The 12,437-nt window shown below is 50.1% G+C and carries 24 protein-coding genes; 10 read left to right on the forward strand and 14 right to left on the reverse strand.

Annotation, left to right across the window (positions count from 1 at the left end; translation table 11 throughout):
* Nucleotide 1 precedes the first annotated feature (1 nt).
* From EGY08_RS28505 to EGY08_RS28555, 12 genes are all read right to left on the reverse strand, one after another.
* Entirely contained in the window at nucleotides 2-241 is a 240-nt protein-coding gene (locus EGY08_RS28505; protein ID WP_123829260.1) for a hypothetical protein, read from the reverse strand.
* A 12-nt stretch (nucleotides 242-253) separates the two neighbouring features.
* Nucleotides 254-772, reverse strand: coding sequence for a hypothetical protein (locus EGY08_RS28510; protein WP_123829462.1), 519 nt, complete (start codon nucleotides 770-772; stop codon nucleotides 254-256).
* A gap of 43 nt (nucleotides 773-815) precedes the next feature.
* On the reverse strand, nucleotides 816-1,247 hold the full coding sequence (locus EGY08_RS28515) for a hypothetical protein (protein ID WP_117077245.1): 432 nt from the start codon (nucleotides 1,245-1,247) through the stop codon (nucleotides 816-818).
* The gene (locus EGY08_RS31175) at nucleotides 1,244-1,462 is read right to left on the reverse strand and encodes a hypothetical protein (protein WP_123829261.1); all 219 of its coding nucleotides are present in this window, start codon (nucleotides 1,460-1,462) and stop codon (nucleotides 1,244-1,246) included. Before EGY08_RS31175 ends, EGY08_RS28515 begins: the two co-directional genes overlap by 4 nt.
* Complete coding sequence (locus EGY08_RS30855; RefSeq protein WP_020803898.1) at nucleotides 1,434-1,598, reverse strand: hypothetical protein; 165 nt, start codon at nucleotides 1,596-1,598, stop codon at nucleotides 1,434-1,436. The genes EGY08_RS31175 and EGY08_RS30855 overlap by 29 nt, the downstream gene beginning before the upstream one ends.
* 48 nt (nucleotides 1,599-1,646) lie before the next feature.
* Complete coding sequence (locus EGY08_RS28525) at nucleotides 1,647-2,006, reverse strand: hypothetical protein (RefSeq protein WP_228712764.1); 360 nt, start codon at nucleotides 2,004-2,006, stop codon at nucleotides 1,647-1,649.
* A complete protein-coding gene (locus EGY08_RS28530; RefSeq protein WP_020803893.1) occupies nucleotides 1,984-2,178 on the reverse strand; it encodes a hypothetical protein in 195 nt (64 codons plus the stop codon). Before EGY08_RS28530 ends, EGY08_RS28525 begins: the two co-directional genes overlap by 23 nt.
* A gap of 142 nt (nucleotides 2,179-2,320) precedes the next feature.
* Complete coding sequence (locus EGY08_RS28535) at nucleotides 2,321-2,584, reverse strand: hypothetical protein (protein WP_032425693.1); 264 nt, start codon at nucleotides 2,582-2,584, stop codon at nucleotides 2,321-2,323.
* A 62-nt stretch (nucleotides 2,585-2,646) separates the two neighbouring features.
* Nucleotides 2,647-2,883 carry a hypothetical protein gene (locus tag EGY08_RS28540; protein WP_123829263.1) on the reverse strand — a complete coding sequence of 79 codons (237 nt, stop codon included), beginning with the start codon at nucleotides 2,881-2,883 and terminating at the stop codon, nucleotides 2,647-2,649.
* On the reverse strand, nucleotides 2,837-3,061 hold the full coding sequence (locus tag EGY08_RS28545; protein WP_123829264.1) for a hypothetical protein: 225 nt from the start codon (nucleotides 3,059-3,061) through the stop codon (nucleotides 2,837-2,839). The genes EGY08_RS28540 and EGY08_RS28545 overlap by 47 nt, the downstream gene beginning before the upstream one ends.
* A complete protein-coding gene (locus EGY08_RS28550) occupies nucleotides 3,058-3,270 on the reverse strand; it encodes a hypothetical protein (protein WP_228712765.1) in 213 nt (70 codons plus the stop codon). The genes EGY08_RS28545 and EGY08_RS28550 overlap by 4 nt, the downstream gene beginning before the upstream one ends.
* Nucleotides 3,271-3,489: 219 nt before the next feature.
* Nucleotides 3,490-4,194, reverse strand: a complete 705-nt coding sequence (locus EGY08_RS28555; RefSeq protein WP_123829265.1) for a LexA family protein — start codon at nucleotides 4,192-4,194, stop codon at nucleotides 3,490-3,492.
* Between the two features lie 94 nt (nucleotides 4,195-4,288).
* On the opposite strand from EGY08_RS28555, the gene EGY08_RS28560 reads away from it, so the two are divergent.
* The 6 genes from EGY08_RS28560 to EGY08_RS28585 all read left to right on the forward strand — a co-directional run bounded on the left by EGY08_RS28560 (nucleotide 4,289) and on the right by EGY08_RS28585 (nucleotide 9,465).
* On the forward strand, nucleotides 4,289-4,537 hold the full coding sequence (locus tag EGY08_RS28560) for a Cro/CI family transcriptional regulator (protein ID WP_123829266.1): 249 nt from the start codon (nucleotides 4,289-4,291) through the stop codon (nucleotides 4,535-4,537).
* Nucleotides 4,538-4,661: 124 nt separating this feature from the next.
* Nucleotides 4,662-4,946, forward strand: coding sequence for a hypothetical protein (locus EGY08_RS31180; RefSeq protein ID WP_123829267.1), 285 nt, complete (start codon nucleotides 4,662-4,664; stop codon nucleotides 4,944-4,946).
* Between the two features lie 310 nt (nucleotides 4,947-5,256).
* The gene (locus EGY08_RS28570) at nucleotides 5,257-6,903 is read left to right on the forward strand and encodes a DEAD/DEAH box helicase (RefSeq protein WP_123829268.1); all 1,647 of its coding nucleotides are present in this window, start codon (nucleotides 5,257-5,259) and stop codon (nucleotides 6,901-6,903) included.
* A gap of 1 nt (nucleotide 6,904) precedes the next feature.
* A complete protein-coding gene (locus EGY08_RS28575; protein ID WP_117085565.1) occupies nucleotides 6,905-7,867 on the forward strand; it encodes a DUF7146 domain-containing protein in 963 nt (320 codons plus the stop codon).
* The gene (locus tag EGY08_RS28580) at nucleotides 7,864-8,679 is read left to right on the forward strand and encodes an antitermination protein (protein ID WP_117077236.1); all 816 of its coding nucleotides are present in this window, start codon (nucleotides 7,864-7,866) and stop codon (nucleotides 8,677-8,679) included. The genes EGY08_RS28575 and EGY08_RS28580 overlap by 4 nt, the downstream gene beginning before the upstream one ends.
* A gap of 216 nt (nucleotides 8,680-8,895) precedes the next feature.
* Nucleotides 8,896-9,465: a hypothetical protein gene (locus tag EGY08_RS28585; protein WP_064385971.1), complete on the forward strand. Its 570-nt coding sequence runs from the start codon at nucleotides 8,896-8,898 to the stop codon at nucleotides 9,463-9,465.
* On the opposite strand, the gene EGY08_RS30860 is transcribed toward EGY08_RS28585, so the two are convergent.
* Nucleotides 9,446-9,595, reverse strand: a complete 150-nt coding sequence (locus EGY08_RS30860) for a hypothetical protein (protein WP_176394010.1) — start codon at nucleotides 9,593-9,595, stop codon at nucleotides 9,446-9,448. The two genes, EGY08_RS28585 and EGY08_RS30860, sit on opposite strands and share 20 nt — an antisense overlap.
* 331 nt (nucleotides 9,596-9,926) lie before the next feature.
* On the opposite strand from EGY08_RS30860, the gene EGY08_RS28590 reads away from it, so the two are divergent.
* From EGY08_RS28590 to EGY08_RS28605, 4 genes are all read left to right on the forward strand, one after another.
* Complete coding sequence (locus EGY08_RS28590) at nucleotides 9,927-10,271, forward strand: phage holin, lambda family (RefSeq protein WP_064349622.1); 345 nt, start codon at nucleotides 9,927-9,929, stop codon at nucleotides 10,269-10,271.
* Complete coding sequence (locus tag EGY08_RS28595; protein WP_123829269.1) at nucleotides 10,255-10,704, forward strand: lysozyme; 450 nt, start codon at nucleotides 10,255-10,257, stop codon at nucleotides 10,702-10,704. The genes EGY08_RS28590 and EGY08_RS28595 overlap by 17 nt, the downstream gene beginning before the upstream one ends.
* Nucleotides 10,701-11,162, forward strand: a complete 462-nt coding sequence (locus EGY08_RS31270) for a lysis protein (protein ID WP_123829270.1) — start codon at nucleotides 10,701-10,703, stop codon at nucleotides 11,160-11,162. Before EGY08_RS28595 ends, EGY08_RS31270 begins: the two co-directional genes overlap by 4 nt.
* 138 nt (nucleotides 11,163-11,300) lie before the next feature.
* Nucleotides 11,301-11,921: a terminase small subunit gene (locus EGY08_RS28605; protein WP_123829271.1), complete on the forward strand. Its 621-nt coding sequence runs from the start codon at nucleotides 11,301-11,303 to the stop codon at nucleotides 11,919-11,921.
* A gap of 260 nt (nucleotides 11,922-12,181) precedes the next feature.
* Here the strand turns inward: EGY08_RS28605 and EGY08_RS28610 are convergent, their stop codons facing one another.
* Entirely contained in the window at nucleotides 12,182-12,373 is a 192-nt protein-coding gene (locus tag EGY08_RS28610) for a YegP family protein (protein ID WP_123829272.1), read from the reverse strand.
* Between the last annotated feature and the right edge of the window lie 64 nt (nucleotides 12,374-12,437).

The following is a 12,437-nucleotide window of genomic DNA, read 5'->3' on the forward strand; positions in this document are numbered from 1 at the left end:
GCTATTCAATCTCCTTCAATTCAATTCCGAGTTTTTTCGCCAGTCGGCGCTGATTGCGAGTTAGTTGCATGCGGGCCATGCCTTCAGGGGCTGGTTTTACGGCGTCGTGGAGGCTATGCCGAAGACTCGCATAATCACTGGCATTGCTTTTGTCTGGCCGGATGTGGCTGTGGAAAAACTGCGCCATCGTCATTCCTGCGTATCCTTGCGATGTACTGTTTCTGCGTGCTTTCTTTGCCATCTTTACTTCCCCTCAGTGCATAACCGGCATGCCAGGCATGCCTTCGGTATGAATTTGTTCGATAAAGCCGTCATGCAGAAGGTTGAAACCTTCCCGGCCCATAGCGGACAACCTGAACCCGCTTTCGTCGTCAGCAACAACCATGTCCTGATACATCCGCAGCGCCAGCTGCTGGCCAACGTCAGGCCCGTATTTCTCAATGGCACCAGCCTCAATATGGTTAGCGAGCGCAAAGCGCTCCGGCCCGGGGTAGACGCTGATAGCACCATGCTTGCCTGAATAGATAACGGCTTTATCGACGCCGCCATCCTCGTTCGGAACGTCAATGTCTCCGTTTTTCTCCCGCTCTTCGGTAATAAATACCGCGGCCAGCAACCAGCGCCAGACGATGATTTGCTTCTCGATGTTGAGCGTGATCCATCTGCTTTCGACCGCCTCCATGATGCAGGCCAGAATTTCCATACCTTCGGCGAGACGTTTGTCGTAGTGACCGTTATCCAGTTCACGAATAGCGGCGGAGTAACCAATGATCCCGCTTCCAGATAACCGGATGCCGGCAGACGTTGGTTCCGGGTTAAATGCTGTGTGATCCATTGCGTACCTCTGCTGGTTTGCTGGCTTGAAGTTCTTCACGCTCTTTCACGTAGCGGTCGTGCATGGCATCCCACCTTTCGCACCACTTCTGCATTTCACGCTTGCGGGAGAGGATTCGACGCAACCGGCGAACGGTGCGCTGGTGGGCGCGGTGGTATTCGTCGGTAGTTTCGCCACGGCGCCACATTTCGGCCCCTTCGTGCTCAACCAGAAAATCAGGGTGGCGCTGCTTAAACCCGGACAGAGCGAAAGCGTGCGACGTCAGAAAGTGGGCCAGCCAACTAATAGCGGTACCGCGGCTAAAGCAACGCTTCATGCGGCCGTGACGTATAGCGGCGTAAAGGTCGCCGACGGGCGTGCGGTGCTTCTGTAATGCCAGGTCAATGGCGCTGGCGGTGCGGTTGTCGATCATCTGTCTTTCTCCCGGTTATACGTTTCATGGCTCATTACCTCCCAGTTCCGGCCGTCGTCTTTTGATAACAGCCGCCAGCGTGGATTTACCTTCAGGCTGAGATATCCGGTGCGGTGCATGCGCCTTGCGTAGATGCGCTTCCGGCGGTATCGCAGCAGGACCTGCAACGCCTGCAGGTGGACCCGCTCAGGAATGCGAATTGCTGTTAGCGCCACTGGCTTCCTCCTGATTGGGGGCGATCACCTGATACCCGGCTTTCTTTGCCATCCAGAAGAAGGTATCCATGCTGGCAATCAGCTCGTTATCGCGAACTTTGCGGGTATCAATTACCTGGCCGTTTTCAATCGTCATAACGACCTGCACTTTTTCGTGTGTAATAGGGGGGGGGTAAATTAGCCATCAGTTAATTTCTCCGCTTATGTATTTCTCTTTTGCATGAGCGATTAATTCAGAAAAAATGTCATCGACAATCGCCTTACCGGTTTCGGTCAGGTATTCGGTATGCCCGTTAATATCCAGACTGTTCATATAAGTTTTTCGCAAAAAACCTTCAGACTCTGAACCGAATTCTGCTCGAACTTGTTTTTCGAATCGCTGCAAAAGTTTCAGCATCGATTCTTCGTTAATTTCGATAACCTGTATGTTGCTATCTGGCATATTCACAGAAAGGCAGTAACCGCCAGTTTTACGTTTCAGCCTATGTAGGGTCGCAATTGCTATTCGGCGGCGATATTTTTCAAGTACGTTTAGTCGTTCCACCGTTTCTTTCCTCCTCTGCATTCATCCAGCCATCAATATCAGATGAAATGCTGTAAGCGATCTGCATGAGACTAAAGCGCTGCGCATCTTCCAGTTGATAATAGTTTTCAGCTACAGTCTGAAGCAGGTGTAATAATTGCTCTGAAACAATACTTGCTTCCTGAAGCGTCATATTCCTGATTCTGCTGGAATGGGTGCTCACATTTACCTCCCGTATGCTTTACGAAGATAAAGACCCGCAATTAATTCCTGTCCGCATGATGCATAAAGCAGGGCGGTTTTATATGCGCTGCGGTCGATGATGAATGTCATATTTAGCGACCCTTTCTAATGTTATTCACTGTGGAGCCAGTCATAACGCAAAGCTCATTGAGCAGACTGGTAAAGCGACCAGCGACACGCTTATCCGTTCTGGCTATCGCAGCAAAGAGCAATGTATTGAACTCATCCCTGAGTTGGTTGGCGTAAGCATCTGCGTGCTGTGCTGTTCTGAGTGCTCCACTTGCTTCAGTGACCACGGGGAAATCAACACGCATTGTTATTCCACAATTATCTTTTTTACGGGATGCAATATTCATTGCGCTTTCCTCAAGGTGAGTGCGGTCCAGGAAATTAAGCCGTTGTTTAAATTAGGATTTTATTAACTTAGTTTTTCTTCGATATTTTTCAGTTCACTGCAAACCTTAATTGCATAGTCGAAAATTGCTGATGCCATATACATTGCGGGATTGCCGTTATCTTTATCGCTGAAATAAGCTTCGGTATAAACATGTGCAAGCTCTTCGAGTTTTCTTGCTGTAATAGTCGCGTGAAATACATCGTCAGCAATATCAGTCTCGCCCTTTTCCTGTTGGGGGGGGGGCAGACGCCTTGTCATAAGCCTTAATATATTCGTTCGTGATATCCAGCGTTTTTTGCATCGAACGAATTAAACAAGCCATTGCGCAATCTGTTTCCTGGTCCTCGTTGCTGTTTTTGTAAATAATTTCAAGAAGCACGGTATTCTCGATAATTTCTGCTGCAACAGTCTCAAGCATCTGAACGGGAGTTTTCATTGTTCGGCCCTCTCCTGCTGATAAATGACCTCATTCATGTAGACATAAGCATCACCAGTCAGCTTTTTAATGAGAGACGCTATCGCAGAAAGTTCAGAATCTGCTAATTGATGCGGATGATCCTCAAGAAGGGAGCAAATCAGTTCTGCTTGAAATACATTCTCTGCGGATTTTTTAAATTGATTGAGTTCTGGAACTGTCATTTTCATCACATTGGCTCCGTTGTTTGCCGATGAGATGAGTATTACCAATAGTATTATCAATATCAATACTAAAAATGCTATTTAATTAGCATTAAAGTGTTAGTATTTGATATTTAAGGGTATTTATTTTTATCGGTGCGGATTGTTGAAATGCAAAATTATTGAGGGGAGTGATGGCTGTAACAAAAAGGCCGCTCTTATGCGGCCCCTACACAATTGTGATAATTAGATAAGTCTGAGCTTTGTCTCAACAGCAACTCCGATAATCCGGCAGTTGCCATTGATCGGCACCAATGGCCACTGCGGGTTCAAGCCCTTCAGGTACTTCTGTCCACCATCGATGATTAGCTTTTTAAACGTAGCCTCGTTTGAGTCTGAAAGCTTAGCGATCACGAGGCTTCCATTCACAGCTTCCCGTTCCGTATCAAAAAGAACATAGGTTCCTTCAGGAATGCTTAGACCAACAGGAGCCGTCATAGAATCACCTTCCACTCGAAGCCAGAAAGCATCCCCTTGGATATGAGCGTCAGACTCAAGCCATAGGTCAATGTCTTTTGCCGTATAGGCTTCTACTGCTTCGCACCATGAGCCAGCCTGAACATTGCTGATCACAGGATAAGACCTCGAAGCCTTGTAAGGAGCAACAAATGTAACGTTGGATAATTGTGCTATCCGTGATGCCTCTTTTGATAATGTAGGGCTTATATCTGAAATGCTGACTTGCAATAACTCAGCAAATTTAGCCACCACGCTGAGGTTTAATGGATTCCTGCCGTGGAGGTAATGCCCTACCGCCCCTTGCGAAATATCAAGGGCATCTGCTATGTGCTGCTGGGTTAAGCCCAGCAATGTTTTTTTTGACTCATACAGGGATCTGAGGCGCTTCGCGTCATCAATCTGATCTGCGGTCTGCTTTTTCTTCTTTTCCATAAATTTATTTTAATACCTTTAGTTTGAAAATGTCTCCTACTGATAGTACTATTGATGATATTACTTTTAGTACTACTTTTTAGCGGGAAGAACTATGAGTGTCATGACATTACGTGAATTCACTGACAGATACGGTCAATCTCAGGCAGGGGCCGTTCTTGGTACGACGCAAATGGCTGTTAGTAAGGCCCTAGCTTCAGGCAGAAATATTTCCATAAAAATAAGCGAATCGGGAGATGTTGAAGCTTTTGAGATTCGCCCGTTTCCGTCCGCAAAGAGAACACGGAAAAAACTTAAACAAAAGCTACCCGACATCTTCCCGCACCCGGTAACGGAGGTGTGACATGTCACAGCAATCTACCGCAATGCCAGATCCGCGCTACTTCCAGCAACTGCTACCGCGCAACATCCGGTACGACCCGAAAAGCGGCGTGTATTACCTCATTGCGAAGCGGGCAGACTAAGCCATGCACCAGGAGTTCATCAGGGTTGAAATGCCGTCGCTTTACAGCCAGGCAGACGCTGAGTGGATTCAGGAGCTGCTGTTGCGACTGCCTCCGTCGCTTCGTCGGAAAGTCGCTCTGAAGTATTCAGAGGTTTACGAAATTGAATTTAACGCCGAGCCCGTCTCATTCCGTCAGGAGAACCGGGCAAGGCATGAGGCCAACGTCAGGCTTCGCAGGTTCGTGGATACACACGGACGCGCACTTCAGGGGTATACGACCCAGCCACCCCTGGCCGGATCACGCTAGCGATCTGAAGGTCGCCCGGCTTAAAGGTGCCGGGCGGTAGCAGGGTAACCATCTTGACTGTTTTTTGTTCTATGTACCAGTTCGCGAGTACATAGGACGGGGAAGAGGGAAGAGGGGGGTTTGGGGGGAGTTGGGAGTTAGGGCAGGAATAGAGTCCTTTTCCAACAGACAGGTACATGGGTTAGGTAGGTACCGATCTAAGAGACAGGGTTTACAAGCAGCATCGTACCAGACAGGTAGTACATGGTTGCTGGCTTCTCAGATCGGGAAAGGGTCCTTTCTGGAATAGTGAATTTTAAAGGTGGTGGTGATGCTCAATATCGAACCGAATTTTGCTCAGGATCGTGCGCTTAACTCGCTGCGCCGGGAGTGGAAGCAAAACCGCACGTTCATGGTCTATGCGCCGACCGGTAGCGGCAAAACCGGACTGGCCGCCTTCATCACCGCCGGTCACATCAGCCGCGGTAAACGGGTCATATTCATCGCACCCTATACCATTCTGGTGCGCCAGACTACGGCCCGCTTCGTTGAGTACGGTTTACCTGAAGATGAGATTGGCATTATCTGGCGCGACCACCCTGACTACGATCCAGAACGTCTGATTCAGATCGCCAGCGCCGACACGCTTATCCGCCGCGACTTCCCGGACAACATTGACCTGATTATTGTTGACGAGGCGCATATGAAGAAACGTGCGTTGCTGGAGGTTATCCGGGACTCCGGTATCAAAGTAGTAGGTCTGTCAGGTACGCCATTCTCTCCGTGGCTGGGGAAATATTATTCTTCCCTCATCAAACCCACCACGATTGGCGAGCTGATCCAGCGTGGCGATCTCAGCCCCTATGAGTTCTACGCGCCGACAAAGCCAGACCTGAAAGGTGTTAAGTCAGGCACCTCCGAAGAGTATGGAAGCGACTATAACGAAAAGCAGTTATCCGAGATTATGTGCGGATCTGACCTGGTGGGCGATATCGTTGATAACTGGCTTCGAAATGGTCGTGACCTGCCTACTGTAGCGTTCTGCGTCGATAAGGATCATGCCAACTTTGTCACCCTGCAGTTCAACCGCGCAGGCATTAACGCTGAGGTTATGGTTGCCGAGACACCATCCGATGAACGCCACCTCATCATTCACAGGTTCGAGACTGGCGCCACAAAAGTCATTGTCAGCGTTGGTGTGCTGGTGGCCGGCTTCGACAGCGATGTTCGTTGCATCATTTACGCCCGGCCGACAAAGAGCGAAATTCGCTGGCTGCAGGCGCTTGGTCGCGGATTGCGTACTGCGCCCGGGAAGGACGCCTGTCTGATCTTCGACCATAGCGGTACTGTTCACCGCCTCGGCTTCCCTGACGCCATCGAATACGACGAACTACCGTCTAAAAACGATGGCATGAAAGGGGCAGCAGCTCGGGCAGCCAAAGAACGCGAAGAGAAACTCCCGAAAGAATGCCCTGAATGCCACTTCATGAAACCTGCTGGCGTCTACGTCTGTCCGAAATGCGGATTTAAACCCCTGGTCGGTGAGGACGTCGAAACCGACAGCACCCGCAACCTCAAAAAAATGAGCAAAGGCGAGACGGTTTACACCAAAAGCCACAAACAGTCCTGGTGGAGTCAGATCAAGTTCTATCAGCGCCATCGTGCCGCGCAGGGAAAACCTGTCAGCGACGGCTGGTGTGCGCATACCTTCCAGGAAAAGTTTGGTGAATGGCCGAACGGCTTAAGCGACTTCCCGTTGGAGATCACGCCGGAGGTCAGCAACCACATTAAACACAAACTTATCAAATTCGCTAAAGGCCGCGAACGGGCGCAGCAGATTGCGAAAAAACCAGTAAATGATCTGCTCACACCTCAGGACTACAGCGCCCACTACGAGCCGCCTGAGGGAAGTGACGGGAAAATAATTATCGAAGCAAAACGAAAACTCCAGAAAAACGTAAATAGCGCGAGTCAGTGATATGAAAACGGCAGAAGCAGCAAAAGGTCGATGGTCTGAAATTTTTGAATATTACGGGCTACCCCCGATCACCGGGAAAAGCCATTACAAGGGGGAGTGTCCGGTATGTAAGGCCCGCGGTAAATATCGCGTTGATGATCGTGACGGCGACGGAACATGGATTTGTGTCTGTGGCAGTGGTGACGGGATGAAGCTGCTGACCCTGACCCAGCAGAAATCCTTTTCGGCAATCTGCGCTGAGGTGGATCAGCTCATTGGCAATGATTACCAACGCATCAATGTTCCTGTTAACAGTTCAGCGGCACGGCAGCGCCAGCGGGTCATTAGCAAGTTTTCAAAACTGCTTGATTTAAGAGGGACATCTGGAGCGGGGTATCTCAGTCAACGAGGGATCGTCAAGCTGCCAGCTGAGAGTATTCGCTTCTGTGACCGGCAGCGGCATGCCGGACGAGTTTTTCAGGCCCTCTACGCACTGGCAACCGATGACAAAGCTGAGCTTTGTTACCTGCATCAGACGCTTCTTGATGGCGATAAAAAGGCAAATATCGATAGCGCGAAACGTCTTAAATCACTCCAGGAAGAGAACTATCTTGATCATGCCCGGTCAGTGGCCATTCGCATGTTCCCGGTATCTACGACACTCGGCATTGCGGAGGGTATCGAGACGGCTCTCTCATGCCACCAGGTATACGGCATCAACACCTGGGCGGTTATCAACAGCGGCTTCATGAAGAAATTCCGTGTGCCGGCTGGAGTAAAGCACCTCGTTATTTTTGCCGATATGGATATGCATTCGGCAACCGGCCATGCCGCAGCGTTCGAGTGTGCTCATGCAAACCTGCTGGCGAAAAACGACCTGGTGAAAGTCAGCATCCGCTGGCCCGATTCCGGTGATTTTAATGACATGCTCATGAACGGCGATCAGGTTCGTGAGCAGGTATTTTTCAAAAAGGTGGCCGCATGAAGCTCGAATCTTCACTTAAGCATTTCAGCCCTCAGGGCATGCACATCAGCGACGACGTGAAAAGCACATCGCCGAATCGCCTGAACGGTACCGACGTTATGACCGGGATCGGGGTGACCAGCAGCCGGGCACGGTTCGGGCTGGCGGCATTCTTCGGTAAGGCCGGCATCAGTAAGTCCGATGAGCAACTGGCGGTTCAGGCGCTGGCTCGGTATGCCATAGATACAGCACCAAAGAACGTTCGTAAGGCCGCAGGTAAAGCGCTGGGGCGCTGCTGCCTGGTGCTGGCGCAGTTTGCCTTTGCTGAGTATTCCCGCTCGGCAGCAACAACGGGAGCCTGCAGGGTATGCAATGGCTCCGGAAAGATGCAGACGACCATCACAGAGCGCAAGGTCACATACCCCTGGGGCAAAGCGCCATACTGGGCGAAAAGGTCCCGTGCCGTTCGGCCGTCTGACTGGGAGAAATGGACCGAGGTAACAGCCATCGTCAGCACCAAATGTGAAGCCTGTGACGGGAAGGGGAAAGTAAACGCCCGCTGCCGCTGCGGTGGCTCCGGTCAGGTGCTGGACCGCAAAGCGACAAAAGAGCAGGGAGCGCCGGTATACAAAACCTGTGAGCGCTGTTCGGGGAATGGCTTTTCAGCGATGCCGTCTACAGCTGCGTACAAAGCGATTCTGACGCTCATTCCAGACCTGCACGTCAGAACATGGACCCGTAACTGGAAACCGTTCTGTGATGCGCTGGTGGACGTATGCTGTAAGGAAGAGCGCCATGCTGATAAGGAATTTCAACAAGCGACCGATTTTTAAAACAATGGCGACAATATTTTGCTTTTTCGGTGCATAAGACTTGATTTTGTCCGAAGTTGTCGTGTATGCTTCTAATCATGGATACGTACATCCAAATGAAACTGACTACTAACCCTGCCACCCGGCGGGGTTTTTGCTTTTCTGGGGACCGCGATATCTCATCGGTGGACATTCAGGTAAAATCAACAGCATTTCAGGATGTGAGGCACGGACGGAATGACAAATCTACCCGACGACTATTTTCTGGATGCTGATGACGAGCTTGTGGATTTCCTGGAAAAGCAGGGCGAAGAATCCATTAAGGAAACATATCAATCAAACACCACGAATATTGAGAATGGATATAAGTTACTCAACATTCAAATTGTAGGGATTGGATCTTCATTCCTGCTTTTGACGCAAAAGACAAGTTGGGACTATTTGACAGCAGGCTTGGCCGTTTTTATTTTTTTGTGGACGTGGAGTGCTATTTACCTGGTTCACGCAGGACTTTCCGCCAAAAATAGGGCCCTTATTCACTCCCCTCCCGAGTGTCTGTATACAAAAACATATAAAAATATTAATGAGCTAAATTATCAATATCTGCGCAGTAATGGTTATAACGGACCTAAAGAGGCTTTACCCGTTATGCGGAGGTATAGGCTTAAAAATTTAACGGATACAGCTGCGGAATTACGCGCATTAAACTCAATCATCAGGACGAGCCTTGATAGGGCGAGAATGGCTACGATCCTCGCCCCAGTAATCGCATTAATTGCTTCTGCTATTACTTTTTGTTTCTCCTGAACGGATCGGCAGAATCACCGACCAGGACACGTTTTGTTGTGAAGTCAGCAGAACCCTGTGACGGAGTTGGTTTTTGTTCCGCGGGCTGCTGAGGCTTGCTTTCACCCTGCGATTGTTTTGATTGAGACATGAAAATCCTCCATTTCTGAGTGGTTACTTCTGGCGATTTAACGATATCAGATGTGGTGATATGCCGCTACAAAGCAGCATCTGAAGACCTGCAAATGATTGCGAATCAGCAGGCCACACCCGGGAAGGGTGTGATGTCAAAAGCTACTCCTCCCGGAAGCTCCGTTAGGCGCATAACCCCGACCGGAGTAGCACTCATCTTTAAGGCTCGCTTCGGCGGGTCTTTTTCGTATTAAGGGCTCACCGACGACGGCTCATAACCCAATCGTCGGGCGCTTGCGCAGAGCCCACCCACTTCACACAGCACCCCGCGATAAACGGAGGTGGAGACTATGAAGATGCCTAACACACCGCATGGCTGGGCAGACATCAGCGAGATCCTTGCGTCTTGGTGGCGCGGTGACGTACCCATCGGTGGCGTCATTATGGCAATCGTGATGGCTGTCCTACGAATGGCCTACTCAGGCAGTAGCTGGAAAGAAACCCTTTTCGAAGGTTTGATGTGCGGTGCTCTGGCGCTGACAACTTACTCCGCGTTGGATTACTTTGACGTTCCAAAAGCTCTGACCGTGGGGATCGGCGGCTTCATTGGCTTTATTGGCGTGAAGAAGCTCAGTACATTCCTGTCCGGTTACGTCGGCAATCGTTTCGGAGGCGGCAATGCAGACAAGCAATAACGGTATAGCGCTGATTAAAAATTTCGAAGGTTGCCGGTTAACAGCCTATCCCGACCCGGGTACGGGCGGCGCACCCTGGACAATTGGCTATGGCTGGACGTATCCGGTTGACGGGAAGCCAATTAAGCCAGGAATGAAGATTGACCAGGCTACCGCTGACCGTCTACTGAAAACGGGGCTGGTTAGCTACGAAAACGACGTGCTAAAGCTCGTTAAAGTGAAGCTGACTCAGAATCAATTCGATGCCCTGGTATCATTCGCCTACAATGTCGGCTCCCGCGCGCTTTCAACTTCAACTCTGCTGAAAAAGCTCAATGCTGGTGACATCAAAGGCGCTGCCGATGAGTTCCTCCGCTGGAATAAATCTGGCAAGGAAGTTATGCCGGGGCTCACGAATCGCCGCAAGGCTGAACGCGAAGTGTTCCTGTCATGAGTCGCGCCGCAGAGATTGCATGTGCCGTGGTAATTGTCGCCCTGTCCACTATGGGATGGCTGGTGAATCACTACCACGGCAAGTACCTGCAGGAGCAGAAACGCGCTGATACCGCCGAGCAGAGTCTTAAGCTGGCGAACGCGACAATTACCGACATGCAGGTGCGCCAGCGCGACGTTGCTGCTCTGGATGCCAAATACACCGGAGAACTGGCTGATGCGAAAGAAACCATTGAGCGTCTGCATAGCGATGTCATTGCTGGCCGTAAGCGGCTGCAGCTCAACGCAAAATGTCCCGCGAACGGAGCGACCAGCGCCGGCGGCGTGGGCGATGCTTCCGGCCCCCGACTTACTGACTCCGCTGAACGGGATTATTTCACCCTCAGAGAGCGAATCAACACCATCACCGGGCAAGTGAGCTACCTGCAGGATTACGTCCGCACGCAGTGTCTGAAATAGCCTGACAAATATTTCTTTTACAAAGTTCTGCAAATGGTGCCCTCAAAGCGCCATTGGCAGAGTTTTATGTAAGTTTTTAGTGAGTATGGTCTCGGGATTCTCGAAGAAGTATCAACGTAACCCAGAGGAATGTTCTGTATGGCATCGAAAAAGCTCACGGCAGAGCAGCAGAAGCTTTTCGATGTGCTGACTCCGCTACAAAAAAGATTCGCTCTGGCCATCATTAAAGGTAAGAATCAGACGGACGCCTATAAGGCTGCGAAGGGGAAGGCTAAGACGCCAGAAGCTGTCCGCAATTCAGCGAGTCAGATCTTTACAAATCTTGGTGTGCAAGCCTTTCTCAAATCAGTGCAGGGCGAGATTGTCGACGAGGCAATCATGACCCGTGAGGAAGCCTTAAAGCGCTTGTCAAAGATGGGGCGCACCTCGATTGCCGACATTGCCGAGTTCAGCAACAGTATTGTTGGTGAAGATGAAGACGGGCAACCGGTCTTCCAGGCTGTCTGGAGCTTCAGGAATTCTTCATTGCAGGACCCTGACGCGATGAGCGCTATCGCCGAACTGACTACCGGCAAAGACGGCATCAAACTGAAGATGCACGATCCGAAAGCTGCGATTAAGCAGTTGGCAGAAATGCAGGACTGGGAAGCGCCGAAGAAATCAGAAGTTAGCGGGCCGGGTGGCGGGCCAGTTAAAACAGAGACCGTAGCAATGACCCCGCAGGAAGCAGCCGATGCGTACAAGAAGCTGATGGGGTAAAGTGCGAAAAACAAGCATTACGCAGGTTAAAAACTCTATGCATTTTCGACCCTGATTTATGCACGTTTTATTCACTGTATTTTTGCCACTTTTAACCAGCTAACCCGCATAAACCGGTGTTTCGAGCTGAATCGATGATGAGTGCCGATCCCGTGGTGCGGGTAACGGTCATTATGTTAAATGGGGCCGTTTTTTAACATATTTGTAATGTAGTAAGATAGGGAGGTGGGCGCCTCCCTTATTAATCTTAAATCAGTTCCTTATTCCCCAGTACGATCACGAACATCTGTCGAAGGGCCGTTTATCTGAACGGAGCGAATGCCGTTTTCCGCGCCTCCTTTGGTGTAATACATCTCACTTGTCGCAATAATCTCATGATTGCCAGCCTTGAGGACGAAGTAATAACGCTGTGAGTAATCTTTCTGAGTTTTATATATCTCGAAGTAACCCATTTTTTTCTCCTTAAACCATTCGAAATGAATGGTTACAAATTAAAGATATACTCGTTTTTTGCAT

Origin of the sequence: Klebsiella sp. FDAARGOS_511 (assembly GCF_003812845.1) — a bacterium.
Taxonomy (GTDB): domain Bacteria; phylum Pseudomonadota; class Gammaproteobacteria; order Enterobacterales; family Enterobacteriaceae; genus Klebsiella; species Klebsiella grimontii.

Bases quoted from the DNA above. Each gene is read 5' to 3' on its own strand.
- EGY08_RS31180 (WP_123829267.1), top strand. From the start codon at position 4,662: ATGCACCAGGAGTTCATCAGGGTTGAAATGCCGTCGCTTTACAGCCAG.
- EGY08_RS28530 (WP_020803893.1), bottom strand. From the start codon at position 2,178: ATGACGCTTCAGGAAGCAAGTATTGTTTCAGAGCAATTATTACACCTG.
- EGY08_RS31270 (WP_123829270.1), top strand. From the start codon at position 10,701: ATGAGTCGCGCCGCAGAGATTGCATGTGCCGTGGTAATTGTCGCCCTG.
- EGY08_RS28515 (WP_117077245.1), bottom strand. From the start codon at position 1,247: ATGATCGACAACCGCACCGCCAGCGCCATTGACCTGGCATTACAGAAG.
- EGY08_RS28610 (WP_123829272.1), bottom strand. From the start codon at position 12,373: ATGGGTTACTTCGAGATATATAAAACTCAGAAAGATTACTCACAGCGT.
- EGY08_RS28555 (WP_123829265.1), bottom strand. From the start codon at position 4,194: ATGGAAAAGAAGAAAAAGCAGACCGCAGATCAGATTGATGACGCGAAG.
- EGY08_RS28605 (WP_123829271.1), top strand. From the start codon at position 11,301: ATGGCATCGAAAAAGCTCACGGCAGAGCAGCAGAAGCTTTTCGATGTG.
- EGY08_RS28595 (WP_123829269.1), top strand. From the start codon at position 10,255: ATGCAGACAAGCAATAACGGTATAGCGCTGATTAAAAATTTCGAAGGT.
- EGY08_RS28545 (WP_123829264.1), bottom strand. From the start codon at position 3,061: ATGAAAACTCCCGTTCAGATGCTTGAGACTGTTGCAGCAGAAATTATC.
- EGY08_RS28570 (WP_123829268.1), top strand. From the start codon at position 5,257: ATGCTCAATATCGAACCGAATTTTGCTCAGGATCGTGCGCTTAACTCG.
- EGY08_RS28540 (WP_123829263.1), bottom strand. From the start codon at position 2,883: ATGACAAGGCGTCTGCCCCCCCCCCAACAGGAAAAGGGCGAGACTGAT.
- EGY08_RS28575 (WP_117085565.1), top strand. From the start codon at position 6,905: ATGAAAACGGCAGAAGCAGCAAAAGGTCGATGGTCTGAAATTTTTGAA.
- EGY08_RS28550 (WP_228712765.1), bottom strand. From the start codon at position 3,270: ATGAAAATGACAGTTCCAGAACTCAATCAATTTAAAAAATCCGCAGAG.
- EGY08_RS28585 (WP_064385971.1), top strand. From the start codon at position 8,896: ATGACAAATCTACCCGACGACTATTTTCTGGATGCTGATGACGAGCTT.
- EGY08_RS28580 (WP_117077236.1), top strand. From the start codon at position 7,864: ATGAAGCTCGAATCTTCACTTAAGCATTTCAGCCCTCAGGGCATGCAC.
- EGY08_RS30855 (WP_020803898.1), bottom strand. From the start codon at position 1,598: ATGACGATTGAAAACGGCCAGGTAATTGATACCCGCAAAGTTCGCGAT.
- EGY08_RS28535 (WP_032425693.1), bottom strand. From the start codon at position 2,584: ATGAATATTGCATCCCGTAAAAAAGATAATTGTGGAATAACAATGCGT.
- EGY08_RS28590 (WP_064349622.1), top strand. From the start codon at position 9,927: ATGAAGATGCCTAACACACCGCATGGCTGGGCAGACATCAGCGAGATC.
- EGY08_RS28560 (WP_123829266.1), top strand. From the start codon at position 4,289: ATGAGTGTCATGACATTACGTGAATTCACTGACAGATACGGTCAATCT.
- EGY08_RS28505 (WP_123829260.1), bottom strand. From the start codon at position 241: ATGGCAAAGAAAGCACGCAGAAACAGTACATCGCAAGGATACGCAGGA.
- EGY08_RS30860 (WP_176394010.1), bottom strand. From the start codon at position 9,595: ATGTCTCAATCAAAACAATCGCAGGGTGAAAGCAAGCCTCAGCAGCCC.